26 protein-coding genes are annotated in these 26088 nt (G+C 65.3%); 15 read left to right on the forward strand and 11 right to left on the reverse strand.

The genetic code is table 11. From position 1 onward, the window contains the following. Positions 1-60: 60 nt before the first annotated feature. Positions 61-375 (forward strand): nitrite reductase small subunit NirD, encoded by a 315-nt coding sequence (gene nirD / locus G6N53_RS20755; RefSeq protein WP_163891555.1) that lies wholly within the window; start codon positions 61-63, stop codon positions 373-375. 192 nt (positions 376-567) lie between these two features. Beyond that, entirely contained in the window at positions 568-1755 is a 1188-nt protein-coding gene (locus G6N53_RS20760; protein WP_163891557.1) for an amidohydrolase family protein, read from the forward strand. 35 nt (positions 1756-1790) lie between these two features. Here G6N53_RS20760 and G6N53_RS20765 read toward each other — a convergent pair whose 3' ends face one another. From G6N53_RS20765 to G6N53_RS20775, 3 genes are read right to left on the reverse strand one after another with little or no spacing between them, the layout of a single operon-like run. Further along, positions 1791-2399 carry a nitroreductase family protein gene (locus G6N53_RS20765; protein WP_163896157.1) on the reverse strand — a complete coding sequence of 203 codons (609 nt, stop codon included), beginning with the start codon at positions 2397-2399 and terminating at the stop codon, positions 1791-1793. Positions 2400-2443: 44 nt separating this feature from the next. Further along, positions 2444-3529 carry an NAD(P)H-dependent amine dehydrogenase family protein gene (locus G6N53_RS20770; protein ID WP_163891559.1) on the reverse strand — a complete coding sequence of 362 codons (1086 nt, stop codon included), beginning with the start codon at positions 3527-3529 and terminating at the stop codon, positions 2444-2446. A gap of 13 nt (positions 3530-3542) precedes the next feature. Further along, a complete protein-coding gene (locus G6N53_RS20775; protein WP_163891560.1) occupies positions 3543-4736 on the reverse strand; it encodes an amidohydrolase family protein in 1194 nt (397 codons plus the stop codon). An 89-nt stretch (positions 4737-4825) separates the two neighbouring features. On the opposite strand from G6N53_RS20775, the gene G6N53_RS20780 reads away from it, so the two are divergent. Then, positions 4826-5734: an enoyl-CoA hydratase gene (locus G6N53_RS20780; RefSeq protein WP_163891561.1), complete on the forward strand. Its 909-nt coding sequence runs from the start codon at positions 4826-4828 to the stop codon at positions 5732-5734. A gap of 47 nt (positions 5735-5781) precedes the next feature. Beyond that, on the forward strand, positions 5782-6195 hold the full coding sequence (locus G6N53_RS20785) for a PaaI family thioesterase (protein ID WP_163891562.1): 414 nt from the start codon (positions 5782-5784) through the stop codon (positions 6193-6195). Here the strand turns inward: G6N53_RS20785 and G6N53_RS20790 are convergent. Further along, on the reverse strand, positions 6174-7196 hold the full coding sequence (locus tag G6N53_RS20790) for an acyl-CoA dehydrogenase family protein (protein ID WP_163891563.1): 1023 nt from the start codon (positions 7194-7196) through the stop codon (positions 6174-6176). The two genes, G6N53_RS20785 and G6N53_RS20790, sit on opposite strands and share 22 nt — an antisense overlap. Positions 7197-7307: 111 nt before the next feature. Between G6N53_RS20790 and G6N53_RS20795 the strand changes: the two genes are divergently transcribed. Continuing rightward, positions 7308-8468, forward strand: a complete 1161-nt coding sequence (locus G6N53_RS20795) for an acyl-CoA dehydrogenase family protein (RefSeq protein ID WP_163891564.1) — start codon at positions 7308-7310, stop codon at positions 8466-8468. On the opposite strand, the gene G6N53_RS20800 is transcribed toward G6N53_RS20795, so the two are convergent. The 5 genes from G6N53_RS20800 to G6N53_RS20820 all read right to left on the reverse strand — a co-directional run bounded on the left by G6N53_RS20800 (position 8434) and on the right by G6N53_RS20820 (position 13255). Beyond that, positions 8434-9225, reverse strand: a complete 792-nt coding sequence (locus G6N53_RS20800) for a TetR/AcrR family transcriptional regulator (RefSeq protein ID WP_163891565.1) — start codon at positions 9223-9225, stop codon at positions 8434-8436. The genes G6N53_RS20795 and G6N53_RS20800 overlap by 35 nt on opposite strands. A gap of 108 nt (positions 9226-9333) precedes the next feature. Further along, positions 9334-10155 carry an enoyl-CoA hydratase/isomerase family protein gene (locus tag G6N53_RS20805; RefSeq protein ID WP_237166591.1) on the reverse strand — a complete coding sequence of 274 codons (822 nt, stop codon included), beginning with the start codon at positions 10153-10155 and terminating at the stop codon, positions 9334-9336. 19 nt (positions 10156-10174) lie between these two features. Further along, the gene (locus G6N53_RS20810) at positions 10175-11269 is read right to left on the reverse strand and encodes a hydroxyacid dehydrogenase (protein ID WP_163891566.1); all 1095 of its coding nucleotides are present in this window, start codon (positions 11267-11269) and stop codon (positions 10175-10177) included. Then, a complete protein-coding gene (locus tag G6N53_RS20815; RefSeq protein ID WP_163891569.1) occupies positions 11269-12384 on the reverse strand; it encodes a TauD/TfdA family dioxygenase in 1116 nt (371 codons plus the stop codon). The genes G6N53_RS20810 and G6N53_RS20815 overlap by 1 nt, the downstream gene beginning before the upstream one ends. A 34-nt stretch (positions 12385-12418) precedes the next feature. Further along, positions 12419-13255, reverse strand: coding sequence for an HpcH/HpaI aldolase family protein (locus G6N53_RS20820; RefSeq protein WP_371870896.1), 837 nt, complete (start codon positions 13253-13255; stop codon positions 12419-12421). 40 nt (positions 13256-13295) lie between these two features. Between G6N53_RS20820 and G6N53_RS20825 the strand changes: the two genes are divergently transcribed. From G6N53_RS20825 to G6N53_RS20835, 3 genes are read left to right on the forward strand one after another with little or no spacing between them, the layout of a single operon-like run. Then, positions 13296-14441: an acetyl-CoA acetyltransferase gene (locus G6N53_RS20825; RefSeq protein ID WP_163891572.1), complete on the forward strand. Its 1146-nt coding sequence runs from the start codon at positions 13296-13298 to the stop codon at positions 14439-14441. Next, positions 14441-14869, forward strand: coding sequence for a Zn-ribbon domain-containing OB-fold protein (locus G6N53_RS20830; protein ID WP_163891574.1), 429 nt, complete (start codon positions 14441-14443; stop codon positions 14867-14869). Before G6N53_RS20825 ends, G6N53_RS20830 begins: the two co-directional genes overlap by 1 nt. Positions 14870-14894: 25 nt before the next feature. Further along, on the forward strand, positions 14895-16196 hold the full coding sequence (locus G6N53_RS20835; RefSeq protein WP_163891575.1) for an amidohydrolase family protein: 1302 nt from the start codon (positions 14895-14897) through the stop codon (positions 16194-16196). Between the two features lie 20 nt (positions 16197-16216). On the opposite strand, the gene G6N53_RS20840 is transcribed toward G6N53_RS20835, so the two are convergent. After that, positions 16217-17791: a class I adenylate-forming enzyme family protein gene (locus G6N53_RS20840; RefSeq protein ID WP_163891577.1), complete on the reverse strand. Its 1575-nt coding sequence runs from the start codon at positions 17789-17791 to the stop codon at positions 16217-16219. A gap of 56 nt (positions 17792-17847) precedes the next feature. On the opposite strand from G6N53_RS20840, the gene G6N53_RS20845 reads away from it, so the two are divergent. After that, positions 17848-18741, forward strand: a complete 894-nt coding sequence (locus G6N53_RS20845) for an SDR family NAD(P)-dependent oxidoreductase (RefSeq protein WP_163891579.1) — start codon at positions 17848-17850, stop codon at positions 18739-18741. 2 nt (positions 18742-18743) lie between these two features. On the opposite strand, the gene G6N53_RS20850 is transcribed toward G6N53_RS20845, so the two are convergent. Then, positions 18744-19562: an enoyl-CoA hydratase/isomerase family protein gene (locus G6N53_RS20850; protein WP_163891581.1), complete on the reverse strand. Its 819-nt coding sequence runs from the start codon at positions 19560-19562 to the stop codon at positions 18744-18746. A 100-nt stretch (positions 19563-19662) separates the two neighbouring features. Here G6N53_RS20850 and G6N53_RS20855 point away from each other — a divergent pair, with 100 nt between their 5' ends. Genes G6N53_RS20855 through G6N53_RS20880 form a run of 6 tightly spaced genes read left to right on the forward strand, consistent with a single transcriptional unit; the run spans position 19663 to position 26085 of the window. Continuing rightward, the gene (locus G6N53_RS20855; protein WP_163891583.1) at positions 19663-20940 is read left to right on the forward strand and encodes a hotdog family protein; all 1278 of its coding nucleotides are present in this window, start codon (positions 19663-19665) and stop codon (positions 20938-20940) included. A 5-nt stretch (positions 20941-20945) separates the two neighbouring features. Then, positions 20946-21752, forward strand: coding sequence for an enoyl-CoA hydratase/isomerase family protein (locus tag G6N53_RS20860; protein WP_163891585.1), 807 nt, complete (start codon positions 20946-20948; stop codon positions 21750-21752). A gap of 7 nt (positions 21753-21759) precedes the next feature. Next, positions 21760-23007 (forward strand): acyl-CoA dehydrogenase family protein, encoded by a 1248-nt coding sequence (locus G6N53_RS20865; RefSeq protein ID WP_163891586.1) that lies wholly within the window; start codon positions 21760-21762, stop codon positions 23005-23007. Next, positions 23004-23816 carry an enoyl-CoA hydratase/isomerase family protein gene (locus G6N53_RS20870; protein ID WP_163891588.1) on the forward strand — a complete coding sequence of 271 codons (813 nt, stop codon included), beginning with the start codon at positions 23004-23006 and terminating at the stop codon, positions 23814-23816. Before G6N53_RS20865 ends, G6N53_RS20870 begins: the two co-directional genes overlap by 4 nt. Further along, entirely contained in the window at positions 23813-24631 is an 819-nt protein-coding gene (locus tag G6N53_RS20875) for an enoyl-CoA hydratase/isomerase family protein (protein WP_163891591.1), read from the forward strand. The genes G6N53_RS20870 and G6N53_RS20875 overlap by 4 nt, the downstream gene beginning before the upstream one ends. Continuing rightward, entirely contained in the window at positions 24628-26085 is a 1458-nt protein-coding gene (locus G6N53_RS20880) for a class I adenylate-forming enzyme family protein (RefSeq protein ID WP_163891593.1), read from the forward strand. The genes G6N53_RS20875 and G6N53_RS20880 overlap by 4 nt, the downstream gene beginning before the upstream one ends. Positions 26086-26088: the final 3 nt, after the last annotated feature.

Here is a 26088-nt window from a genome sequence, read left to right on the forward strand (position 1 = left end):
GGTGCTGTTTCCGCCAAGAACACCACCCTGGGCGCAGTCTCAACGGATGCGACCGGCGCGATGAGCGGTGGCGTCAGCATCGACATCGGTCGGGTCGACGAGATCCCGGTCGGCGAGGGCCGCACGTTTGCCATCGACGGCACCCAGATCGCGGTCTTCCGGCTGCGCGACGATTCGCTGCGGGCAGTCGACGCGGTGTGCCCACACAAGGGCGGGCCGTTGGCCGACGGTCTGGCCGACGCCCGCGTCATCGTCTGCCCGTTGCACAACCACACTTTTGACCTCTGCACGGGCACAGAGGTTTCCGGAGCCCAGATGTCGGTACGCAGCTATCCGGTCGAGGCCGTGGACGGGACCATCCGGGTCACGCTCTGAGGTCGGTCGACCGTGTGCTGGTGAGCGCGCTCATGGCACTCGCGTGGACGGATTCAGCAATCTTCGGCCAATTTGAGCCAGAGCCTTGGACGACCTACCGTATGCGGTACGCTGAAAACATTCGTTCTCGATTGCGGAAACGCTTGATACCGGATCGCGACGCCGCGAAGCCGTCCTCGAAGGAGTGCAGCATTGAGCACCGACATTTTGATCGTCTCGCCCGACGACCACCTGGTTGAACCTGCCGATCTGTGGACCAGCCGGCTGCCCGAGCGATACCGAGACGTCGGGCCACGGATCGTCCGGCATCGCGGTCGTATGGATCCGACGGTCACGTCCGATGTCGCATTCGTCGACGACGAGAACGGTCGGGACGCCGACATCTGGCACTACGAGGATTCGATCATCCCGATCCCGCTGATCAGCGCCGCGGCCGGCTATGAAATCGACGAGCTCACCACCGACCCGATCACGTATGAAGAAATGCGGCCCGGGTGTTTCCGCCCGAAGGACCGGCTCGCTGACATGGACATCGGCGGGATCGAGGCGTCGGCCTGTTTCCCCAACACTCTGGTGCGCTTCTGTGGTCAGCGCTTCCTGCACGCCAAGGACAAAGACCTCGCCCTGCTGTGCGTTCAGGCCTACAACGACTTCCAGATCGACGAGTGGGGCGGCGACTCGAACGGTCGGTTGATTCCGCTCGGCATCATCCCGTTGTGGGACGTGGAACTCGCCGCCAAAGAGGTCGACCGCGTCGCCGCCAAGGGAATGCCAGCCGTGTGCTTCTCGGAACTGCCGGCCCGTCTTGACCTGCCCTCCATCCACAGCGGCTATTGGGACCCGTTCTTCGCCGCCTGCGAGCGCAACAACGTGGGTGTCATGCTGCACATCGGCTCGAGTTCCTCACTGACCAGGTCCTCCCCTGACTCTCCGCACGTCGTCACCAGTGCGCTGATGGCGGTGAACTGCACCATCGCGTTGGTGGACTGGCTGTTCTCTGCCAAACTCAAGCAGTTCCCCAAGCTCAAACTCGCGTTCGCCGAGGCGCAAGCGGGCTGGATCCCTTACTACCTGCAGCGAGTCGACGAGGTGTGGGAAGACCGTCGGGCATGGGGCGGCATCCACCCGTTGCTGACGGAGCCGCCGAGCACTCAGGTGCCCGGACGGGTCTGGTTCTCCACCTTCGGCGATCCGGTCGCATTCCGCATCCTTGACCTGGTGGGCCCGGATCAGCTCATGTTCGAGACCGATTATCCGCACAACGACACCAATTGGCCGCACAGCACTGAGGTCGCGAACAAGGCCACCGAGGGCCTTGACGAGGAGACCAAGCGGAAGGTGCTGTCCACCAACGCGAAGACGTTCTTCGGTATGGTCTGACGTTCAAGCGGTGAAGCCCGCGTGCGCGGAGCGCATCAGCTGCCGCTTCCCCACTGCCGGTCCCACCTGTCGATCACGGCGGCCTCGGCCAACGGTCTGCGCCGAACTTCACGATGCTGGCCCTTCGGCCAGCCCACGGTCAACAACGTCGCGAGTTTCCAGTCGTCAGGGATGCCGACAAGCTCACGCAGTTCGGCGGCGCAGGAATCCTGCCACAGCGTGATAGCAGCTCCGAGGCCTTGAGCCCGTGCGGCGAGCAGGAAGTTCTGCACGGCGGGGAAAATCGAGCCACCCTGCTGGAGTTCGGTCGTGCCGCGTTGCGGTTGAACGCAGAACAAGATCAGCTTCGGCGCATCACCACCGACCTGCATGTGCTCGGCCATCGTTCTCAGGGTCCGTGACTTGGGATCGCAGGCACCGTCGGCGACTTCAGGAAGCTTGTAGAAGTCCTTCATCACCTGCCACGTTCGGTGCGAGGCCGACGTGATCAACGATCGCAGTTCCGCCGATTCGAGCACGACGAAACGCCACGGTTGCCCGTTTGCACCGGACGGCGCCCACGATGCTGCGAGCAGACAGCGTTCCAGCACCTGGTCTGAGACGGGGTCGCTGCGATACCGGCGTACGGCCGTGGCGGTGCTCATGACGATCCAGAGGTCATCCGAGACCCGGGGCACCGGGTCGTGAGTCACGTCCCGGCCCTTTCCGGCAACACGCCCTGCCAGCGCCCACCCCGCATGGGTCCGGTGATGATCGGCAGGTCCAGGGTCGACAGCAAACCGGGTTCAGCGGCGATGACTGCGGGGATTGCGTTGAGCTCACGCATCACGGTCGCATAGGTGAGACCCCGCATGTTGTTGCCACGGCCGTGCATCTCGATATCCACGGTGTAGGTGGGCATTCCATCGACGATCACCCGGTATCCCCCATGCGGAGACGGATGCCGCGGCCAATCCGGCGCAGACTGCTCGCCCATCCGGGTGATGTGTTCCAGTACCACCCGTTCCTCGCCACCGACCCTGCCCGAGAGCTTGAAACGCATCCCCCCCACAGTTCCGACCTCCACCCAGCCCGAGGCCACCTCGTAGCGTTTCGCAGCGATCCACTTGTCGATCGTCGTCACCACCTCATCGAGCGGCAGTCCGACACCGTCGGCGACCAAGTGCACGATCGGCGCCCACAGTCCAGCCAACCGCGTCGGATCGAACAGCGGCGCCGGATAATCCGGCGGGTGGCCAAAACCCATGAAGTCGAACATGATCTCCGGCTGGGCGATCGGACCGTAGTCGAGGATCTCCAGCATCGTGATGCCGTCGACCCGGCTGCTGAATCCCGTCATCGTCAGAGCGATCACGTCGTTGGCCCACCCTGGGTCCACCCCGCTGTTGAACATGCTCACAGCGCCCTCACGACAGGCTTGCTCGAGCAATTGCACCGTTTCCCGGTCCGCCGCGGGCGGATAGCACATCGGCACCAGAGACGTACACACCACGTTCTTCCCTGCCCGCAGGCAGCGCGCGACATCCTCCGCCGCTTCTCGGTACCGGTAGTCACCCGAGGCGAAGAACGCCACCACATCTGCATCGATGGCAAGTGCCGCATCGACGTCACGGGTGGCGATCACACCGGTTTCCGGCATGCCGCAGAGATCACCGGCATCTCGGCCGTCTTTGGACTCGGAGTGCACGATCACGCCGACGAGATCGAGTCCCGGATGGGCGATCAGCGCCCGAAGTGCGCCTACTCCTACCTGCCCTGGTCCCCACAGGATCACCCGTGGTCTGCCTTCAGCGGCCATGGGGCGCCGTCGTCAGGAGCTCGCGCAGATTCAGGCCCATGATCCGGTCGATCACCGGTTCACCAAGCGCAGCGATCTCCGGCGTCAGGTCGGCCGGATTCGCCAGCCCCTCGGGATGCGGGTAGTCGGAACCGAACAGAACCCGGTCGGCTCCGATGAGGTCGATCAGGCCGGTCATGTCCTCCTCGTGGAACGGGTTCACCCACACGTGCCGCTTGAACTGCTCCACCGGGTGTTCGGCGAACTCGGTCGGCATCTTCTTGTAGACCCGATCGAACAACTCGAGCAGTCGTGGCACCCAGTTGCCGCCGTTCTCCACAACGCCGACGCGGACGCCCGGATGCCGGGTGAAGACACCGTGCGCCACCAGCGCCGCACACGTGTCGAGGATTGACCGGGCGTCCTCGTACACGATGGTCTTGAAGGCATCCGGCTTGAAAGGCAGGTACTCCGCGCCGGCACCTTCCCAATCCCTGCTGTACCGGTCGTAGCCGGAGTCACAGGCGTGCATGAGCACGGGAATACCGTGGTGCTCCAGCCGCGACCAGAAGGGGTCGAAGTACGGCTGGCCCATCGAGGTGGTGTGCCCAGACACGGTGGCCACCGGCCGCGGGTTGACCAGCACTGCCCGGGCGCCGCGCTCGATACACCAGTCGAGTTCGGCCACAGCTTTTTCCACGTCGGGCAAGGTGATCACCGGCGTCGCAAAAATCCGTCCGTGGTAGTCGAATGTCCATTCCTCGTGCAGCCACTGGTTGTAGGCATGCACCGCCGCATGGGTCAGTTCGATGTCATCTGTCATGCGTTCCTCGAGCATCCCGCCCGTTGTGGGAAACATGACACAGGCGTGGATTCGTTGGTGGTCGAGTAGCTCCAGTCGCTCCTGCGCGCGCCGGAAGGAGTCCGGGCATGCGATCGGGTTGGCCAGTTCGCGCAGCGTCTTACCTTCTGGGTTCACACCGCGGAAGTAGTCGGCCCACGCACCCGGCGATGCGACGACCTCATAGGTCGGGTTGGGGATCGTATCGGTCAAGCGGCCCTTGATCATCAGCTTGGTCTGCCCGTTGACCTCGATCCACTGGATCGCGCTTCGATACCGCTTGGGAAGATGTCTGGTGTAGGCATCGGCCGGTTCGTACAGATGGTTGTCGGCATCCCAGATCTCGCGGGCTGAGGGGTCCATGGTTGGGTGTCCTTCACTGAGCGCAATGAGAATATGTATTCTCTCTAGACGAGAACATTATTTGTCAAATTCGTCAAGGGAGCGGCACCGTGAGCGATTACAGATTTCTGAAGTGGCAGACGTACGACGACGGACGAATCGTGCGGATCTCGCTCAACCGCCCGGACCAGCGCAACGCACAGAACCGCGGAATGCTCGTCGAACTCGACGAGGCGTTCGGCGCCGCCGAAGCCGACGACAATGTCCGTGTGGTGATCCTCGCCGGCGAAGGCAAGATGTTCTCCTCTGGTCACGACATCGGTTCCAAACAGGCGATCAGCGAGTACCGGCCGGGGCCGGACCAGCACCCGACGGCGTCGATCAACGGCGGAAGCCGAGACGGTGCCGAGAAGTGCATGCTGCAGGAGTGGCACTATTTCTTTCAGAACACGCTGCGGTGGCGCAATTTGCGAAAAATCACGATTGCTCAGGTGCACGGCGACGTGTTCTCGGCCGGCCTGATGCTGATGTGGGCATGTGATCTCATCGTCGGCAGTGACGACGTCCGCTTCGCGGATGTCGTCGGGACACGGTTGGGTATGTGCGGCATGGAGTATTTCGGCCATCCCTGGGAGTTCGGGCCGCGAAAGGCGAAGGAACTCATGCTCACCGGCGACGCGATCGACATCCACGAGGCACACCGACTCGGCATGGTGAGCAAAATCTTCAGCCGCGACGAACTCGCCGACCGGACGCTCGACATGGCACGGCGCATTGCCGAGGTCCCCACAATGGCTGCGCTGCTCATCAAGGAGTCCGTCAACCAGACCCAGGACAACATGGGTTTCTACAACTCCCTGCAATCCTGCTTCACGTTGCATCAGCTCAACCACTCGCACTGGTCTCAGGTCCGGGACGACAAGCGGGCCACCGCGGGACCGGAGAACGGGGTACCGGACTGGCGTGACGCCCCGCCCGTCGTGCTGGCGGCCAAGGATCAGGTGCGGGCGCAAGCGTGACGGATACGACGAGTGGCGCGACTACGCAACTGCCGCAGCCGCGACCCATGCCGGTCACGATCCCCGGACACCTGTTCGGGGAATTACCGTTCTACGACGTTCTAGAAACCGAAGACACCGTCATCGTCGACCTGCACAACCGGCCGAAGATCATGAACGAGCGCGGCGCGTTGCAGGGCGGTCTCGTGGCCACGCTGATCGACGTAGCGGCGGGCAGGCTCGCCGTTGCGGTCGCAGATTTGGGCAGCGGCGTCAGCACAGCGGACATGACGATCCACTACCTGGCGCCGGTGATGACCGGTCCGGCGCGCGCTGTGGCCAAGCTCGTCCGGCGGGGCGGGCGAAGCGTGGTGGTCGGCGTCAACGTCTTCGATGTCGGCGGGAACCGGATCGCCGCGCGCGCAACGCTGAGCTTCGCAGTGCTGTTTCCTCGCACCGATCAGCCGGCGACGACTCCGTAACGCGCATCGGCCACCCGGTCCAGCGCGGTATTCGACTCGCCGTACACCAGCGCCCAGGCCCGGACACGGCGGTAGTAGAGCTGGATGTCGCCCTCCATGCCGAAGCCATAGCCGCCGTGGATGTGCAGACTGCGCCGGGTGGCGTCGCGCGCTGACTCATAGGCGAATGCGAAGGCCATCGCAGCGAGTTCGGTGACGCGATCCGGTTCATCGTCGAACGCGCACGCCGCCTCGAGCGCCAGCAGACGAGCCCCGTCCACTGCGGTCGCGCTGTCTGCGAGCGGATGTGAAACCCCCTGGAATGCTCCGATCGGGCTCCCGAATGCGTGTCGTTCCTTGGCGTACTGCACCCCGATGTGGACGGCTTTGGCCGCCGCCCCGGCCAGCGCCGCCGCAGTCAGCGTCAACCACACGTCGACGGCATCGGAGTGCAATTGCGCAGCCTGCGTTCCGTCCGCCAACACCGTGGCGTCCTCGCCGGCACGGATGTCTGCCAGCGGGAGCGACCCGAGATTTTCCACTTGCCGCGCGCCACCGGCGGAGACCGGCACCGCGAGCAATTCTCCACCCACCTCCGCGACCACGATGTCGGCCACAGCACCAGCCGGAACCAACTCCAGCGCCTCGTCGGCGTAGGACCGCGGCGCGAAGACGACAACCAACTCCCCCGCAAGCGCCGAGGCCAGCAGGTCAGCGGCCGGGGCACCGACCGCTGCGAGCAGCCGCACCGCAACCTGAGCTTCGATGACCGGCGCCGACGCAACGGCGCGGCCGAACTGCTCGGCGGTGAGCGCGAGTTCGGCAACGGACGACGCCCATCCCCCAGCCTCCTCGGAGACTGCCATCTCGAGCACGCCGGTATCGCGAAGCGCCCTCCAGAGTTTGGGATCGAATCCCAACGGCTCGGCAGCGCGCACCCGCTCCGGTGACGACTCGCGGGCGTACAGCGCGGCGAAAGAGTCGACGAGCTGCTTCTGCTCGTCGGAAAGGGTCAGGTCCACGACATCGGTCCCGTCACGTGCGGATATGATAATTCTCGTTAGTGAGATTAGCACTATTCAAGTCACCCTGAGCGCAGCGGTGCGCTTGCCGGACAAAGATTGGTTGATCGCATGCACTTTCAGCTCGATCCGACAACAGAGGCCTATCGCGACGAGGTGCACGCGCATCTCGAGCAGGTGCTGACCCCGAAGGTCGAGGAGCGGATCTACCGCAGCGGAGTCGCCCACGATCACGACTTCGCACTCGGGCTGGTCGACAAGGGTTACTTCGCGCCGAGCTGGCCGGAAGAATTCGGCGGTCAGAACCGAAACGCCTGGGATGACCAAGTACTCAAAGAGCAGATGATGCTCTTCGACGCACCCGTGTACCTCTCGGAGACGACGCGGATGGTCGCGTCCATCATCCGCCAGATCGGCACCCCCGAGTTGAAGGATCGAATTCTCGCGGGGGCGTTGAAGGGCGACATCACGATCGCACTCGGCTTCACCGAACCCGAGTGCGGATCCGACGTCGCCGCCGCGGCGACCAAGGCGGTTCGCGAGGGTGACACCTGGGTGATCAACGGTTCCAAGATGTTCACGACGAACGGCCACATCGCCGACTACATCTTCTTGCTCGCCCGCACCGATCCCGACAAGCCGAAACACAAGGGCCTCACGATGTTCCTGGTGCCGTGTGCTACCGAGGGGTTCGAGGCGCAGGCAGTGTGGACGCTGTCCGGTGAACGCACCAACATCACGTTTTTCAGCGACGTCCGGATCGGCGACGAGTGGCGCATCGGTGAGGTGAACGGAGGCTGGCAGGTAATCGGCCTGTCACTGCAGGATGAGCACGCGTCAGGATGGGGCCCGCATCTGGCCCGCCTTCTGCAGCACGCCGAAAGCTGGGCGACGACCGCCACGTTGCCCAATGGCAGCAAGCCCATCCGCAACCCCGACGTGCGAAGGCGGATAGCCCGTGCCGCGGTGGAGACCGAAGTGTCCAAGTTGCTCCAGCGACGCTGCGTGTGGATGGTCGAACAGGGTCGGGTACCGGTCGCCGAGGGGCCGATGTCCAAGGTCTTCAGTACCGAGGCACTCGAACGTGCCAGCCAGGACATCGTGGAGATGGTGGGTCCGGACGGTCTCCGGAGTTACCTGGAGCCGACAGCGCCCGAACACGGCAGGTTCGACCACACCCTGCGGTTCTCTCTGGGGACCACGATTTACGCCGGCACCAGCGAGGTGCAGCGCACCATCATCGCGCAGCGCGGCCTCGGCCTACCCCGTTAGTGGTCTTGGTACGCCCGGCGGTGGTACGGCGCGGCGTCGCCTTGACGGCCCCGGTGGCCGGATTCGGCGGACTCACGGCTTGCTTGCACCACGCCCACAACTGGTCCTCGGTGAGTTTTGTGCTCTTACCACCGAGGTGGAACACGCCGATCTGGGCCAACGCCGTCAACGTGGTGTTGAGCAGGGTGGTCAGCTGGGCCGGACTGAGATCGTCGCGCACCAACCCGGCTCGGGCGCAGGAGGTGAGGATCTTCGTGAGAAGCCGAAGATGCGGTTCCCAAACTTTGGCGAAATCGTCGGGCCGCTCGATCTCCAGGCTCAGGTTGTAGATCGTCATCACTCGACCACCCACCGCCTCAGAGGATTCGGCCCGCGACAGCACGCCGCGGCAGAACGCCTCCAGCTGTTCCATCGGCCCCTCCGCCGCCGACACCTCTTGGCGGATGTTCTCGGTGAACTGGCTCGTGACGTTCTCGTAGAGGGCCAACAGCAGTTCGTCTTTGCCGGCGAAATGCTGGTAGAACGCGCGCAGGCTGAGGTTCGATCTGTCGATGAGCGTCTGGATGGTGAAATCGGCACGTCCCGATTCCTCGACGAGTTCGAGAGCAGTGGCCAGGAATCGCGAGCTGCGCGCCAGCGCGCGCGCTCTGGCCGAACTCAATCGGCGCTCGATCGACCGTTCCTGCCAGGACGTTGGCATCTCCAATTCGGCGTCGACGATCTCGAGGTCGTCGGTCGGCTTCTTCTTCGCAGTCATAGTGCGGATAAGGATACTCTCCGCCGGAGAGAATGGGTGATCTACCTACACGTGCATGTTGATTGTCGTTTCGGCGATTACCGCTTCCCGCGCTCCACGGCGTCGGTGCTACAGCGCCCGCCAGTCCGGCGTGCGCTTCTCCAGAAATGCTCGCGGCCCCTCAACGGCATCCTTGGTCAGGGCAACCTTCATCCGGTAGTTCTCTGCCAGTAGTTCGGCTTCGTAAATGGGCAGGGTCAAACCCTTACGCACCGCCATCCGCGAACCCCGCACTGCCAGCGGTGCATTCGAATTGACCACTTCGGCGATCTCCCAAGCGCGCGCCATGAGCGATTCGTGAGGCACAACTTCCGTGAAGACACCGAGGTCGTACGCCCGCTGCGCATCGAGCCGCTCGTGCTTGCCCATGAGTACCAGACGCATGGCCACCGGGAGCGGCAAGATCCTTGCCAGCCGAACCGCCTCACGGCCCGAGGTGACTCCGATGCTGACGTGCGGGTCCATCAGCGATGCCCGATCCGAGGCGACGGTGATGTCAGCGGTGGTGACGAGATCCATTCCGGCGCCGCAGGCGATTCCGTTGACCGCGCAGATGATCGGCTTGGTCATCTGCAGCCAAGGGGGCGTGGCCTCCTGCGGTGCATCCCACTGCCGCATCGAGCTCAGGATGGGCTCACCCTGGTTGTCGATGCCTGCCGCGTTCTGCATGTCGTGGTCGGCAGCCTTGTTGACGTCCGCACCCACACACAGTGCCCGGCCGGCTCCGGTGATGATCACCGTCCAGATGTCCGGCGAGCGCTCGATCTCGGCATAGGCTTCGGCGAGCTCGGCGATCATCTCGTCGTTGATCGCGTTGAGCACTTCGGGCCGATTGAGAGTCAAGCACGCGGTGTGCCCGCGCACCTCGAGCTCGATGGTGTCGTATCCCACTACCGGCCGTCCTTCTCGGTCATGTATGGACCTCTTTCAACCCCTCTGCAGCGAGGGACGTCGTCGGGCGAAAGCCCAAGATCTCCTGGAACCTCTCGCAGTAACGCGGCCACACGTCCGGGTTCAGCAGCCGTGGCGGCACCTGCCCGGCGAAGATGGTCTGCCACTGGGTCGCCGTCGCCACGGCGATGTCCCGGGCCGCCTCAACGGTGATGCCCGCGGTGTGCGGGGTCGCGACGACATTCTCCAGTCGGAGCAGTGGGTTGTCCTGGCGGGGCGGCTCCTCGTGGAAGACGTCCAGGCCGGCGCCCGCGATTTCGCCACGGACGAGCGCCTCCAACAGCGCGGCCTCGTCATGGACCGGTCCGCGAGCAGTGGTGATGAAGAATGCCGTCCGCTTCATCGCGGCGAACTGATCCGCACCGATGAGACCCTCCGTCTCGGCCGTCAGCGGACAGGTCACCTGGACGAAATCGGCATGCTCGACCAGCTCGGCCAGCGACACCCGTTGCACCCCGCGGGCCTCGGCGGATACGTCGTCGAGGTACGGGTCGAACACCAGGACCTCCATGCCGAACGGAGCGCACAGCTCGACCAGACGGCCACCGATCGCACCGAGTCCGACGACACCGAGGGTCTTGCCGAGGAGCTGACTCCCCCGCAGTCGCAGCCGATCCCCGAGAGGACCATTGCGCAGCGCCCGGTCTGCCACGGTGATCTTCTTCGCCAGATCGAGCATGAAACCGAGTGCGTGCTCGGCGACGGCTTCGGCGCCCGGGCCGGAGTTGTTGCACACTGCTATGCCGGCGCGGGTGCACGCCTCGACGTCGATGACGTCGTAGCCCGCCCCCGCCGAGCACACCGCCAGTAGCTTCTCGCACCGTTCGAGTAACGCCGGCCCTGCCAACCACTGTGTACCACCTGTGACAGCCGCAACGTCGGTGCGAGTAGCCACCTGGTATCCGTGCGCGGATTCGAGTGCGGACCAGACCTGTTCATCGGGACGATTCAGCTCGAGCTTCACCACATCGACCTCGGAGAGCTCGAGGATGTCTCCCGCGACGGGATCGGTCCAGCGTTCGTAAACCAACCGCGGACGGGGCGGCGGACTCATCACTTGTTCAGCTTGGGCTTCGCCTGGGCAGCTTTGAACATGTCGGCGAGTGCCGGGTCGACGTTCTTGTAATCGTTGCGGGCGATCGCGCCGTCGCGGCCGTCGACGGGGTCATAACCCAACCGCAGATCCTTGTTCTCCATGTGGAAGTACTCCCTGCCGAGGGGCAGCCGGCGGTCCTTGCGGGGAACCTCCATCCAGGCCCGCAGGAAGCAGCGCGCTCGCTTCGGGTCGTTGCTGCTGACGAAGTCCGACCGCGAATGGCACATCGCGAAGTTGTTCGCCACGGCTGCCTCACCGGATTCCAGCCGAAACTCGACCTGCTGCTCGACCAGGACGTTGCGAAGCAGTTCGATGGCCTCTTCCTGGATCGGTGTGAATTCACGCCCGAGCGTCTTCATGGCGGGCAGGATGCTGCTGTAGGTGAAGTTGATGCAGATTCGGCCGTCGATCTGCGAGAACACCGGCACGTCATACGGTGTCACGTCGGGCTGGTCGTCGGGTTGTTCGCTCCGGCGGTGGTGCGGGAAACCCTGGTAGAGCACTTCGAGCAGGTCCGGTCGCTCGGCCAGGATCCGGTTGTGGGCAGCGGGTCCGCTGGCGAACTGGCTCTCGCCGCCCTCGAACGCCGGGTAGACACACAGCAGCGACAGGATGTCGGCGGCGTCGTTGTGCATCGCGAGTTCGGCGCGGGATTTGGTGCCGCGGGCCGGTTGCACGCCGTTCGGCAAAATCTCCTCCTGCACACGCACCAGGCGGTGGCCGAACGAGTTGTTCGACACCGGGTAGCCGAGGTGCCAGCAGAATGCCCAATAGATGCGCTCGAGATCCTCGATCGAGTGCTGCTCGACGGGGAAGCCGCGCACGCACGCCAGCCCCTTGCCGAACATCAGGTCCTGATAGAGCCGGGCCAGATCGTCATCAAGATCGGGATGGTGCACGTCGTCGAGCGTGATGTCGTCGCGATCCTTGTTGGCCGTCTTGGCCAGGATCGACTCCAACGCAGCGACGTTGCGCGGCGAGAGATCGAAGGTGAAATCCTCCTTGCTCGTGAAATCGGCACCTGTCCACGACATCGGATCGGTCACTTTTTCGGTGTAGATCGCGGTGGGCATCCGTCCTCCTGGGGTCGCGGGGTTTTCGGTCCGGTCAGAGATCTGGTGACGTCGTCGCGGGTCCGTCGAGCCCTCGGAGTGCTTGCGCCCTGGCGGTGGCGGCCTCTGTCATCATGCCTACGTCAGTCCCTGCCGAGATGAATCGCAGGCCTAGACCGACGAACCTTTTCAGCAGGTCAAGGGACTTGATCCCGGCCACTCCGAGCGCTACGCCGTGGGTACGACATGCCGCTGCGACGGAGTCTACCGCATTGCGGAAACGTTCATTCTCATAGAGGCCGTGGATGCCCATCTCGGCGGTCAGATCGCTGGGGCCGATGAGCACCATGTCCACGCCCTCCACGGAGGCGATGGCGTCGGCATTTCCCACCGCTTCGGTAGTTTCGACCATCACGGCCACCACGGTTCGCGCTTCCAGGACTTCGGTCAACTCGGTGGCCGAACGGGCGGCGAATCCGCTCAACGCGTTGGGGCCGGAGATCGAGCGGTGTCCAGCGGGCGGGAAGCGTGCGGCATTCACCACATCCCGTGCCTCTGGCGCTGTATTCACGTGGGGCACAATAATTCCCGCAGCGCCGCTGTCCAGCACCCGCGCGATCAGACTCGGTTCCTGCGACGGCACGCGCACCAGCGCCGAGATACCCGCGCCGATCGCGCTCGCGCACAGCATCGCCGCGGTCTCCAGGGAGGTGGAAGTGTGCTCGAGATCGACGTAAACAGCGTCGTACCCTGCTGCGGCCGCAATAGCGGGCACATCGGGCGTGCGGGAGTGCATCAACGCCAGGCACAACACCAGACTGTCGCCGCGCAGTGCGTCCCGCAACGAACCAGGCACCCGCTTACGGTAGCGGAACGAGAACGCATATTCCACTGATTCGTAAACGGCGTTATCGATGTGATTAACATGGGGTATGCCATCGAACCGCGTCGCCATCGTGGGAGCGGGCCTGTCGGAGTGCGGCAGAGTGCCCGACAAGACCGCGATGGGCTTGATGGCCCAGGCCGCCCAACGAGCGGTGACCGATGCCGGCCTCACCAAGAACGACATCGACGGCTTCGGCGGGCACGGCACACTCCTGCCACCGATCGAGGTCAGCGAATACCTGGGACTGAGACCCACCTGGGTCGACGCCACCAATGTCGGCGGATCGTCATGGGAGGTGATGGCGCGCCACGCGGCCGACGCGATCGCCGCCGGTCAAGCCGACGTGGTCCTGTTGACCTACGGTTCCACAGCGCGTTCTGATGTCAAACGTCGAACCCGGGGGTCGGCCGCGGCGATGAGCACCGGTGGCGCCCTGCAGTTCGAGGCGCCTTACGGCGCGACGCTGATCGCCAAGTACGCGATGGCCGCCAGGCGGCACATGATCGAGTACGGCACCACCGTCGAGCAGCTCGCCGAAGTCGCGGTCGCCGCTCACGAGTGGGCTGCCATGAACGAGCACGCGTTCGAGCGTGACCGGATCACCGTGGCCGACGTCGCAGCCGCACCGCTGCTCGCCGATCCGTTCACCACCAAGCATGTCTGCCTGCGGACCGACGGGGGCGGCGCCGTCGTGCTCGCCGGCGAAAACATCGCACGGGACTGCGCCAAGGACCCGGTCTGGATCCTCGGAGCCGCGGACGCCACCTCGCACGTCAGCATGAGCGAGTGGGGCGATTTCACCACTTCCGCCGCCTCCCTCTCAGGGCCTCGCGCGTTCGCGCAGGCCGGCGTCGGGCCCGCTGACATCGACGTCTGCCAGCTCTATGACTCGTTCACCGCCACCGTGCTTCTGACGGTCGAGGACCTGGGTTTCTGCGCCAAGGGTGAAGGCGGCAAGTTCATCGAATCCGGGGCACTGCGCCCTGGTGGGGCGTTGCCCACCAACACCGACGGCGGCGGGCTCGCCTCGTGCCACCCAGGGATGCGTGGGATGTTCCTCATGGTCGAGGCGGTGCGGCAACTGCGGGGCGAATGCGGACCCAGGCAGGTCGATGCCGCCGAACTGGCGTGCGTGCATGCGATGGGCGGCTTCTTCAGTCACAGCGCCACGATGATCCTGGGGAGGCAGTGATGGCCACCAGCGCACCGACGGGGCCGCACCGGCCGACCACGGATTCCGACACCGAGCGGTGGTGGGCCGCCGTCCAGAACCGCAAGCTGATGGTCAATGCCTGCGGTTCGTGCGGACGCGCGTCCTTGTACATCCGACCCTTCTGCCCGCACTGCTGGAGCGAGGACATCGCCCTGCGGCCGGCCAGTGGGCGTGCGCGGCTTTACACCTGGAGTGTCGTACACCAGAACGGCGCGCCATTCGACGCCCGGGTTCCCTACATCCTGGCGATGGTGGACCTCGAAGAAGGTCCGCGACTGATGACGGTGATCGAGCAGTGCTCGGTCGAACAGCTACGAGCCGGCCTGCCGCTCGTCGTCGACTTCCGCACCGACGACGACGGCTTCATCGTTCCCGTATTCCAGCCCATTCAACCCGAGATTCGGTAATACCCAAGAGCGAAAGGAACTCCCGATGAACAAGGACGACATGATCCTGGTCAGCGTTGATGACCATATCGTCGAGCCGCCGGACATGTTCAGGAACCATCTGCCGAAAAAGTACCTGGATGAGGCGCCACGGTTGGTCCACAACTCCGACGGCAGTGACACCTGGCAGTTCCGTGATGTGGTGATCCCGAATGTGGCCTTGAATGCGGTGGCGGGACGGCCGAAAGAGGAGTACGGACTCGAACCCCAGGGCTTGGACGAGATCCGGCCCGGCTGTTACAAGGTCGACGAACGTGTGATGGACATGAACGCCGGTGGCATTCTCGGGTCGATGTGCTTCCCTTCTTTCCCGGGTTTCGCCGGGCGATTGTTCGCCACCGAAGACCGCGACTTCTCCCTCGCGCTCGTTCAGGCATACAACGACTGGCACGTCGAGGAGTGGTGCGGGGCGTACCCCGCACGGTTCATCCCGATGACGCTGCCGGTGATCTGGGACGCCGAAGAATGCGCCAAAGAGATCCGCCGCAACGCCAAGCGCGGCGTACACAGCTTGACGTTCACCGAGAACCCCTCGGCGATGGGCTATCCCAGCTTCCACGATCTGGAGTATTGGAAGCCCATGTGGGACGCGCTCGTCGACACCGACACCGTGCTCAATGTGCACATCGGCTCGTCCGGCCGCCTGGCCATCACGGCCCCCGACGCACCGATGGACGTGATGATCACGCTGCAGCCGATGAACATCGTGCAGGCGGCCGCCGACCTGCTGTGGTCGAATCCGGTCAAGGCCTACCCCGATCTGAAGATCGCCCTGTCCGAGGGCGGCACGGGCTGGATTCCTTACTTCCTCGACCGCGTCGATCGCACCTACGAGATGCACTCGACCTGGACCGGCCAGGACTTCGGCGCCAAGTTGCCCTCCGAGGTCTTCCGCGACCACTTCCTGACCTGCTTCATCTCCGACCCGGTCGGGATACAGCTGCGCAACCAGATCGGCATCGACAACATCTGTTGGGAGGCTGATTACCCGCACAGCGACTCGATGTGGCCGGGTGCGCCCGAGCAGCTCGACGAGGTTCTCGAGGCCAACAATGTGCCCGACGACGAGATCAACAAGATGACCTTCGAGAACGCGATGCGCTGGTACCACTGGGATCCGTTCACCCACATCACGCGGGAGCAGGCCACCGTCGGCGCGTTGCGCAAAGCGGCCGAGGGGCACGACGTCACGATTCAGGCGCTGTCCAAGCGCGAGCACAGCGCCGGTTCGTCGGACTGGCAGTCCCAGATGAGCAAGGCCACCGTCAACGTCAGCGGCAAGGAGTAGCGACGGGTTCGCCGCAGCGTTCAGGTAGCGGCAACCAACCGAGGCGCCAACACCCTGCGCCGTCCGTGCGAGCGGCGGTCCAGGGTGTTGCGCTCCACCTTTCCGTTCGCGTTCAGCGGCAATGGCTCATCCCAGAACACCAGCTCTTCCGGGAGCTTGTACTTGGGCAGTCCGGCTGAGACCAGGGCGTCCGCGACGTCGGTCAGGGACAGCGCGGCATCGGTGTTCAGCCGCACCGCCACAGCCACCCGCTCGCCGGTGACGGCGTCTGAGACGGAGTAGGCCGCACACTCTTTCACGCCCGGGATCTGGGCGACAGCCTCTTCGACCTCGGCGGCGGGAATCTTCAGGCCGTTGCGAATGACGATGTCCTTGATCCGGCCGACGATTCGTACGCGACCGTCGACGACTTCGGCGACATCTCCGGTGCGGAACCAGTCCCCGTCGAACGCGCTGGCGTCGTCCTCGCCTCCGGTGTAGCCGAGAAACGTGTGCGGGCCGCGTAGGCAGCACTCGGTCGGCTCTCCGGCCGAACCGACCTTCACCTCGACGTCGTTGAGCGCGACGCCGTCGTCGGCATGCCGGACCTCGCGCGATTCGCTTCGCAGGCCCGACGTGCTGACCGGCACCTCCGACGAGCCGTATGCCCGCATCACGATGATGCCGAAATCGTCCTCGATCCGTTCGACGATGCGCCGGTCCAGCATCGTGCCGCCGAGGTAGACCGCGCGCAGCGGCACCCTCGCGTTGCGGGCGACGGCCTCGTCGAGAAGCCTGTCCAGCAACCGATCCGGCCCCCCGTACCATGTCGCACCCGACTCCAGGAGCAGCTCGCACGTCGCAGCCGGGTCCCAACGATCCTCTAGCGCGACGGGGATCGCGAGCATGGGGCCGATGAAAACCGCCTGGAGCACACCGGTGACCGAGGCCAGCGGACTGATGAGGAAAATCCGGTCCTCACCGGTCAGTCCGGCCGCGGCGACATAGTTCGACGACGCCTTCGACAAGGTGCTCAGCGAATGGGCGACGCCCTTGGGAGCCGATGTCGTCCCGGAGGTGAACAGTACGAAAGACGGCTCGTCCGCGGCCCGGGACGGCCGCAACAGGCCTCCCCCGGACGAGTCGGTGACCTTGGTGACGTCGACCCAGCGCAGCTGCTCGGACAGCTCGCCGACGCCGGCCGGCGCCCAGTTCGGCGCGGCCCCGAACGGCGCCTGCGTGCGGTGGACGATGTCGGCGACCTGGGCGTCCCCGGCGCTGCGCGGTACCAGCAGTACGACAGCGTCGATCCGCAGTGCAGCATGGATCGCGACCAGCGAGTCGACATCGTTGCCGACCACGAGCAGGACCGGAACCGATGTCGTCAGTCCCGCGTCGATCATCGCCCGCGCTGCCGCATCGACCCGGTCGTCCAATTCGGCGAACGTCAGCTCGCCCTGTCGGTCCTTCAGGGCCAGGCGGTCGGGATGGCCGGCCGCGGCGGCCCGGACCATGTCGAGTGGCTGCGGCGACCAGAATCCGGCAGCCCGGTAGCGATCCCGCAGCGATGCGGCTCGTTGGTGTGCGGGCGCCAGCAGCTCCGTAGAGCGGGTCATGGTCATCCTCCGATGCAAATCAGTATTCTCGACAAAGTAAATGTAACCTCTCACGCATGACTTCACTGCAACGCCCATCCTCGGAACCATTGCTGACCTTCGACAACCAGGTCGCCATCGTGACCGGCGCCGGAGGGGGACTCGGTCGCTGTCACGCACTCGAACTCGCCCGACGTGGAGCGCGAGTGGTGGTCAACGACCTCGGCAGCGCCGTCGACGGCAGCGGAGCCTCGACGTCGGCGGCACAGGCCGTGGTTGACGAGATCACTGCCGCAGGCGGGACTGCGATAGCCAACGGCGACTCGGTGGCCACCGAGTCCGGTGGCGCCGCAATCGTCGCTGCGGCAAAAGACGCGTTCGGCCAGGTCGACATCCTGGTGAACAACGCCGGAATCCTGCGCGACGCCGCATTCAAGAACATGACGGCCGACCAGGTCGACGCCGTGATCGCCGTCCACTTGACCGGCGCGTTCAACGTGACCAGGGCCGTATGGCCGGTCATGCGTGAGCAGAATTACGGGCGTATCGTCCAGACAACCTCTGGCACCGGACTATTCGGCAACTTCGGGCAAGCCAATTACGGTGCGGCGAAGATGGGCCTGGTCGGCATGATGCACGTGCTCGCCATCGAGGGCGCCCGCAACGGCATCACGATCAATGCGATCGCACCCATAGCCCGAACGCGAATGACCGAAGACATCATGGGCGAGGCCGGCAAGGCGATGGATCCCGAGCTCGTCACCCCGGTGGTGGTGTATCTGTCTCACCCTGATTGCGACCGCACCGCACACATCTACTCGGTCGGTGCGGGCAAGGTCTCCCGGGTGTTCATCGGCGTCACCAAGGGGGTGGAGAACACCGAGCTCACGGCGGAGTCTGTCGCCGCGGCGATCGACGAGATCGACGACCCGGTCACCTTCACCATCCGCGGCGGACCCACCGCGGGATGAGCTCAGCGTCCCTGGAAATCCGGGGTACGCCGTTCGGTGAAGGCACGCAGCCCCTCACGCAGGTCGGAGGTGTGCGAAATCAGTTCGGCGGCCCAGGCTTCCTGTTCGAAGGCCCGGTCCCGGCTGGATTCCGAGGACACCGCCAGCAGACGTTTGGTCAGCGAGAGCATCACTGTCGGACCCGCCGCAAGGCGACCGACGAGTTCCTCCGCGGTGCTGGTCACCGACTCGGGTGCGGCCACCGTGTTGACCAGTCCGAGGCGCTCGCAGGTCGGTGCATCGACTGGCTCGCCGAGCATCAGCAGCTCGGTGGCCTTGCGTAACCCGACGATCCGGGTGAGCAGATGGATGGCACCGGAGTCGGGCAGGATTCCGCGGTGAACGAATGCCTCGATCAATGTGGCCTCCGACGACATCACCACCAGATCGCATGCCAGCACCAGGCTGGCACCCGCACCGACCGCGACGCCGTTGACCGCTGCGACCACCGGCTTGTCGCAGTCCAGCACCGACGCCACCAGACGTTGCCAACCCTGGGCGAGCATCCGCGCGATGTCACCCGGACGCTTCTCGGCAAGCGCCTGCGGCACCGGATTGTCGCCTTTGGACGGTAGCCCGGCCCCGGCGCAGAAGTGCCGCGATCCCGCCGCACCGAGGAGCACCGCCCGCACTTGCGGGTTCGAGTGAGCCTCGATGAATGCTTCTGCCAGAGCATCACGAGCGTTGGGCGACAGGGAGTTACCAACTTCAGCTCTGTTGATGACGACGCGTAGAACTCCGTCTTCACCGTGCTCGACATCGATGCCGGTCGGTACTGTCATGCTGTTCTCCACCCTGCGTTAACGTCGTTTCCGGTTTTCGGGTATCTTAATTTCCGCAACCATGCCGACGATATCGCGGGCCCCGACGAGGAGGCGCTGAATGACTCAACCCTCTTCCTCTGCCACGTCTTCTGTGAGCGGCCAGATCACCGACGAAGGACTGGCCCGGTTGCGCGCCACCATAGGCATCGCGGTGCCACACACGCAGCCACCGCATTACGTCCGACCCAATGAGGACAGCTTCCGGCACGTCGCCGAGAGCTACGGCGACGCCAACCCGCTGTGGTGCGACCCCGAGTACGCGGCCAAGTCCGTCTGGGGCCAGCCGGTGGCCCCACCCTCACTCGTCGGCGGTGACACCCTCATCGGCGAGGACGAGGTTTCCACGCTCTCCGACGAGGACCGCGCCCTGACCAAGGGGGATCCCCTCCGCGGGGTGCACGCCTTCTACGCATCGTCGTCGCGTGAGTGGTGGGCGCCGTTGCGTGCCGATCATCGGGTATTCCGCCGCAACGCCCTGGTCGCGGCCCTCGACAAGAGCAGCGAGTTCGCCGGCCGGGCCATCCACGAGTGGTCGGCGCAGGTGTTCCGTGACGACGAGGGCGTCATCCTCGGCGGCCAGTACCGAAACATGATCCGCACCGAGCGCAGTAAGGCCCGCGGCCAGAAGAAGTACAAGGACGTCGAGCTGAAAACCTGGACCGAAGACGAGATCGCGGAGATCGACGCGCGGTATGCGCGCGAGACTCCCCGTGGCTCGGAACCGCGGTGGTGGGAGGACGTTTCCGAAGGCGACCCGGTGGGCCCGCTCACCAAGGGACCGCTGACGGTCACCGACATGGTCTGCTGGCATGTCGGGATGGGCACCGGAATGTACGGGGTGCGCCCGCTGGGGCTGGCATGGCGTAACCGTCAGCGGATTCCGCGTTTCTACACCCCCAACGAGCACGGTGTCCCCGACGTGCAGCAGCGGGTGCACTGGGAGCCCGACGCCGCACGTAACGCCGGAAATCCCACCACATTCGACTACGGCCGGATGCGTGAGACGTGGCTGATCCACCTGTGCACGGACTGGATGGGCGACGACGCGTGGTTGTGGAAGCTCGACTGCGAGTTCCGGCTCTTCAACTACGTCGGAGATCTGCATACCATCACCGGAACGGTGACGAGAAAATACCTGGCCGAGGGTGACCGCCCGGCGGTCGACATCGAGCTCGCCGCGACCAGCCAGCGCGGCGAGGTGACCGCGCCCGGGCGCGCCACGATCCTGCTGCCCAGCCGAGAGCGGGGTCCGGTCCGGCTGCCTGATCCGCCCGGCGGGGCCACCGACCTTTCGGAGCTGCTGACCGCGGTGTCGGCGCAGTTCGCGGAACGCTGACGGCAATGGAGTATCCGAGCGTGTCCGGCCTGTCTGCCGAACAGGACGGCCCCGTACTCACGCTGACCCTGGACCGGGCCGATCGCCGCAATGCTGTCAACGACGAGATGCTCGATGCGATGATCGGTCATTTCGCCGCGGCCGGCATCGACGAGGCAGTCCGTGTCATTCGCATCGACGCCGCCGGCCCGGATTTCTGCGCGGGATCCGACCTGGTCGCCAACAACACCCGCTCGGAGCGCAAGCCAAGGGTGGGCAGCACGCAGCGCCGGCTGCCCAACAAGGCGAACAGGCTGATCCCGCTGATGCTCGAGACCCAGGTTCCAGTCGTCGCAGTGGTCCGTGGCTGGGCCGCAGGTCTGGGGTTCCACCTGGCGATGGCTTCCGACTTCTGCGTCGCGGCGGAGGATGCCCGGTTCTGGGAGCCGTTCATGGCGCGCGGCTTCACTCCCGACAGTGGTGCCGCCTGGCTGCTGCCCCGGCTGATCGGGATGGTGCGCACCCGGCAGCTGCTGATGCTGGGCGAGGAACTCTCAGGGGCCAACGCCGCCGAATGGGGCGTCATCCACGGCTCTCACCCCGACGGCGACCTCGACGCCGCGGCCGCCGAACTCGTCGGCCGGCTGGCGTCCTCCCCCACCGTCGCGCTGGGCCTGACCAAATGGCTTCTGCAGTCCGGAAACGGTCTCGATCTCGACAGGCATCTGCAGAACGAGGCCATGGCACTCGAATTATCTAGTCGCAGTGAGGACTTCAAAGAGGGACTGCGTGCCTTCCGCGAAAAGCGCGACGCCGAATTCACGGGCCGGTAGTGGAGCCATGACACGACTACCGATCACCGACACCACCAGTGCCGCCGACGCCGTCACTGTGACTGAGCAATGGGTCGCCGCCGAGGTGCCGGAACACTGGCGCGAAGCCGCGGCCGCGGGACCCAAGGCCCTTCGCGCCGCACGCAGCCAGGAGGAGTACCGGCGGTGGTACCCGGTGTTCGCCGACTCCGGGCTGGTGGTACCCACCTGGCGTCCCGAGCATGGTGGCCTGGGTGTCGGCAACGAGGTCGCCCGCGCGATCGAGGCCGTACTGGGTCCCCTGCGACTGACCAGGCTGAATCCCCTCGGACTCAACAATGCGGCGGCCGCGCTGTTCACTCACGGCACCGAGGAGCAGCGGCTGAGATTCCTGCCACCGATCGTGCGCAACGAAGAGAAGTGGTGCCAGCTGTTCAGCGAGCCTGGCGCGGGGTCCGACCTCGCCTCGCTGGCCACCAAGGCGGTGCGGGACGGCGACCGGTGGGTGGTGACCGGCCAGAAGGTCTGGACCACCTGGGCAGATGAGGCGGACTACGGAATCCTGCTGGCGCGAACCGATCCCGATCAGCCGAAGCACAAAGGCATCACTTACTTCCTGTTGGACATGCATCAGCCCGGGGTCGAGGTGCGCCCGCTTCGTCAGATCACCGGCGAGAGCGAATTCAACGAGGTGTTCATCGATGGCGCCACGGTGCCCGACGCCCATCGTGTCGGCGGGCTCAACGACGGATGGCGCGTCAGCGCATCGACGTTGTCCAGCGAGCGACAGATGGTCTCGGGATCGGGCTCCGGCGGTATGGGACGGCTCGGCGGCTCCAGCGCCGAGCGTCTGATCACGTTGGCACAGGAGACCGGCCGGTGGTCCGATCCGGTGGTCCGGGGAAAGGTCATGCGGCTGTGGGCACAGGAGCAGATCCGCGGGTGGACGAACACGCGCGTACGCGCCGCGCTGTCGGCCGGCCAGTCACCGGGTGCGGCGTCCTCGATCGGCAAAGTGCACCAGGCCACCCTCAACCAGCAGATCCAGGATCTGATGGTCGATCTGCTGGGCACGGACGCACTCGCCTGGCCGGCCGGCGACGACCGCGATGCATTGCCGCGGGAAGTCCAGGGATGGATGCGCAGCCTCGCGAACAGCACCGAGGGCGGGACCACCGACATCAACAAGAACATCCTGGGCGAACGGGTGCTCGGCCTCCCGAGGGAGCCCGACCTGTGGAAGGGCAAGCCCTGGAAGGATATTCCGCGTTCGTGAGTGCCTATGAGCGACTCATCGTCGAGAAATCCGACGGCGTGGGCTGGCTGATCCTGAACCGCCCGGACGCCGGGAACGCGTTCGATGCCAGGATGCTCGACGAACTCGAGCGGGCCTGGGCCGAGCTGGATGCCGACCCACAGGTCCGTGTCATCGTCAACACTGCGAACGGCAAGTCGTTCTGCACAGGCATGGACGTCGTCCAGGTGGCCCGGGACAAGAACGCCATGCGCAAGCACTCTCGCCGGACCCGTGACGCTGAGCTGAAGATCTCGTCCTGGCACTGCGATGTGTGGAAGCCGGTCATCGCGGCCGTCAACGGGGTGTGTGCCGGCGGTGGACTACATCTGGTCGCCGATGCGGACATCGTCATCGCCGCCGAGGGCGCGTCGTTCGTGGACCCGCACGTCTCGGTGGGTCAGGCTGTCGCCTACGAAGCCATCACGCTGCTTCGCAAGTCACCGATGGAGGCGATCCTCCGGATGGCATTGACGGGCAGGAACGAACGGATATCCGCACAACGGGCCTACGAGCTGGGCATCATCTCCGAAGTGGTGGCCGGTGACGCCCTGCGGGCAGCGGCCACCGCAGTGGCGACCGCCGTCGCTGCCAACTCCCCTATGGCGATGCGCGCCACCAAGAAGGCACTCTGGCGTTCTTTGGAGGTGGGTCTGAGCACCGCCCGTGAGGAGGCTGCGGCGGAGATCGACCGGCTCGCCGGCCACCCCGATCAGGACGAGGGTGTCCGGGCCTGGCTGGAGAAGCGGCAACCGAATTGGCAGCCGACAGCGACGGCGGAGGCACCGTGACAACCGAGGGAACACCCCCTTACCAGCGGCTCATCGTCGAGCGGCATGGCCCGGTGGGCTGGATCATCAACAACCGCCCTGAGCGGCTCAACGCCTACGACATCGTGATGCGCGAGGAGTTTCCCAGAGCGTGGGCCGAACTCGACGCCGACCCCGACGTGCGCGTCATCGTGCACACCGGCAACGGGCGGGCATTTCAGGTCGGCGCCGATGTCGAAGAACTCGACGGCGATGCGGTGCAACAGTTCCAGGAGACGATGCGCACCCTCGATCTCAAGCTGACCGCGTGGCACTGCAATGTCGGCAAACCGGTCATCACTGCTGTCAACGGTGTCTGTGCGGGCGGCGGCCTGCACTGGGTGGCCGACGCAGACATCGTGATCGCCGCCGCCGATGCGACCTTCGTCGACCCGCACGTCTCCATCGGTCAGGTGAGCGCGCTGGAGACCATCGCGCTGATGCGCAAGATGCCCGCCGAGGCGGTGCTGCGGATGGCGCTGGTCGGCAGCCACGAGAGGTTGACCGCCCGGCGCGCCTACGAGCTGGGGATGATCAGTCAGATCGTCGATCCGCCCGAACAGTTGCGAGACGTCGCCCAGGAACTGGGTGAGAAGATCTCCAGGAATTCTCCGGTGGCGATGCGCGCGACCAAGCGCGCGCTGTGGGGAGCCTTGGAGCACGGGCTGACCGACGCCTGCCGGGAGGGCGCCACACACCTGACATCGGTGTGGGGACACCCGGACCAGGATGAAGGCCCGCGGGCGTTCGCCGACAAGAGGTCCCCGAACTGGCTTTCACTGGAGGTCGACACGTGAGCTTGGCTCAGCTCCTCGACGGCCTGCCTCCGGTCGCGGTGCACACCGTGAACACAGAAGTCTCCGCCGCAGACCTCACCGCCGACGCCGCACGGGTTGGCGAATTACTCACCGGGGCCGGCGTGCAAAGCGGGCGGGTGGTCGCAGCGATGCTACCGAACGACGCAGTGACGATCGCCGCGCTGTTCGGCACCTGGCATGCCGGCGGCGTTTACACGCCGCTGAACCCGCGCGCCGCCGATACGGAGGTCGCCACTCAGCTCGCCACCCTACGTCCCGTCGCTGTGATCACCACTCCCGAGCTTGCGCAGCGGTTCTCGAAGTTCCCCTTGCCGGTGGTCACTGGCGAAGGCCGACATTGGGAGCTCGCGGCGACGGGCTACCCGCCCGACGATCCCCGCCAGTACGACGAGGATGTCGCATTGTTGCAATTCACCTCGGGTACCACCGGCGCCCCCAAACCCGTTCCGTTGCGCCACGCGACGGTGCTCGATCTGATCGATCGCCTGCTCACGAAGTTGCGCGGCACCAAGCCCGATACCGGCAAGCCCAAGCGTGCGCCGATGCCGAACCTGGTGCCACTGTCGCTGTCTCTGTGGGCGGGCATCTACCAGGTGCTGTTCGCCTTCCGCGCCGGGTCCGGCGTCGTACTCATGGACCGGTTCTCCCCCACCGACTTCGCCGTCCTGGTCAGACGGCACCAGTTGCGCTCCACGGTGCTCCCCCCGGCAGCCCTGACGATGGTGCTGCACGACGAGGCCGTCACCGACCTGTCGCCGCTGAAGATCGTTCGCTCCATCACCGCACCGTTGTCGCCGGTTCAGGCAGCCAGGTTTCGCGACAAGTTCGGTGTGCTGGTGCTCAACTCGTACGGCCAGACCGAACTCGGCGGCGAAGTCGTCGGCTGGTCTGCCGCCGACGCCAGGGAATGGGGCGAGACGAAGCTGGGGTCGGTGGGACGGCCGCTGCCCGGCATCGACGTCAGCATCGCCGACGACGAGGTGATGGTACGGACGCCGACCACCGCGTCCCGCAGGATCGATCCGGCTTTCCTGGACCGGCTGACCGACGACGGCTGGTTCCGCACCGGCGACCTCGGCTGGTTCGACGACGACGGCTTCCTCTGGCTGGACGGTCGGGTGTCCGACATGATCAACCGTGGCGGACTGAAGGTGTTCCCGGGAACAGTGGAGGACGTCCTGCTGTCCGCAGACGGCGTGCGAGAGGCCGCGGTGGTGGGCATTCCCGACGAGCGCGTGGGAGAAGTGCCATGGGCGTTCGTGTCTCGACGTGATGATGCGGTGACAGAGGAACTGCTCACGGCGTGGTGCCGGGAACGATTGACGCCGTATCGAATACCCGCCCGGATCGTCTTCGTCGATCAGTTACCCCGCAACGATGTCGGTAAGGTCGTCAAGCGCGAACTGGCCGCTCTGGCCGGCACCGGCGAGTGACTG

The sequence above is a fragment of the Mycolicibacterium hippocampi genome, from assembly GCF_010723735.1.
Classification (GTDB): Bacteria; Actinomycetota; Actinomycetes; order Mycobacteriales; family Mycobacteriaceae; genus Mycobacterium; species Mycobacterium hippocampi.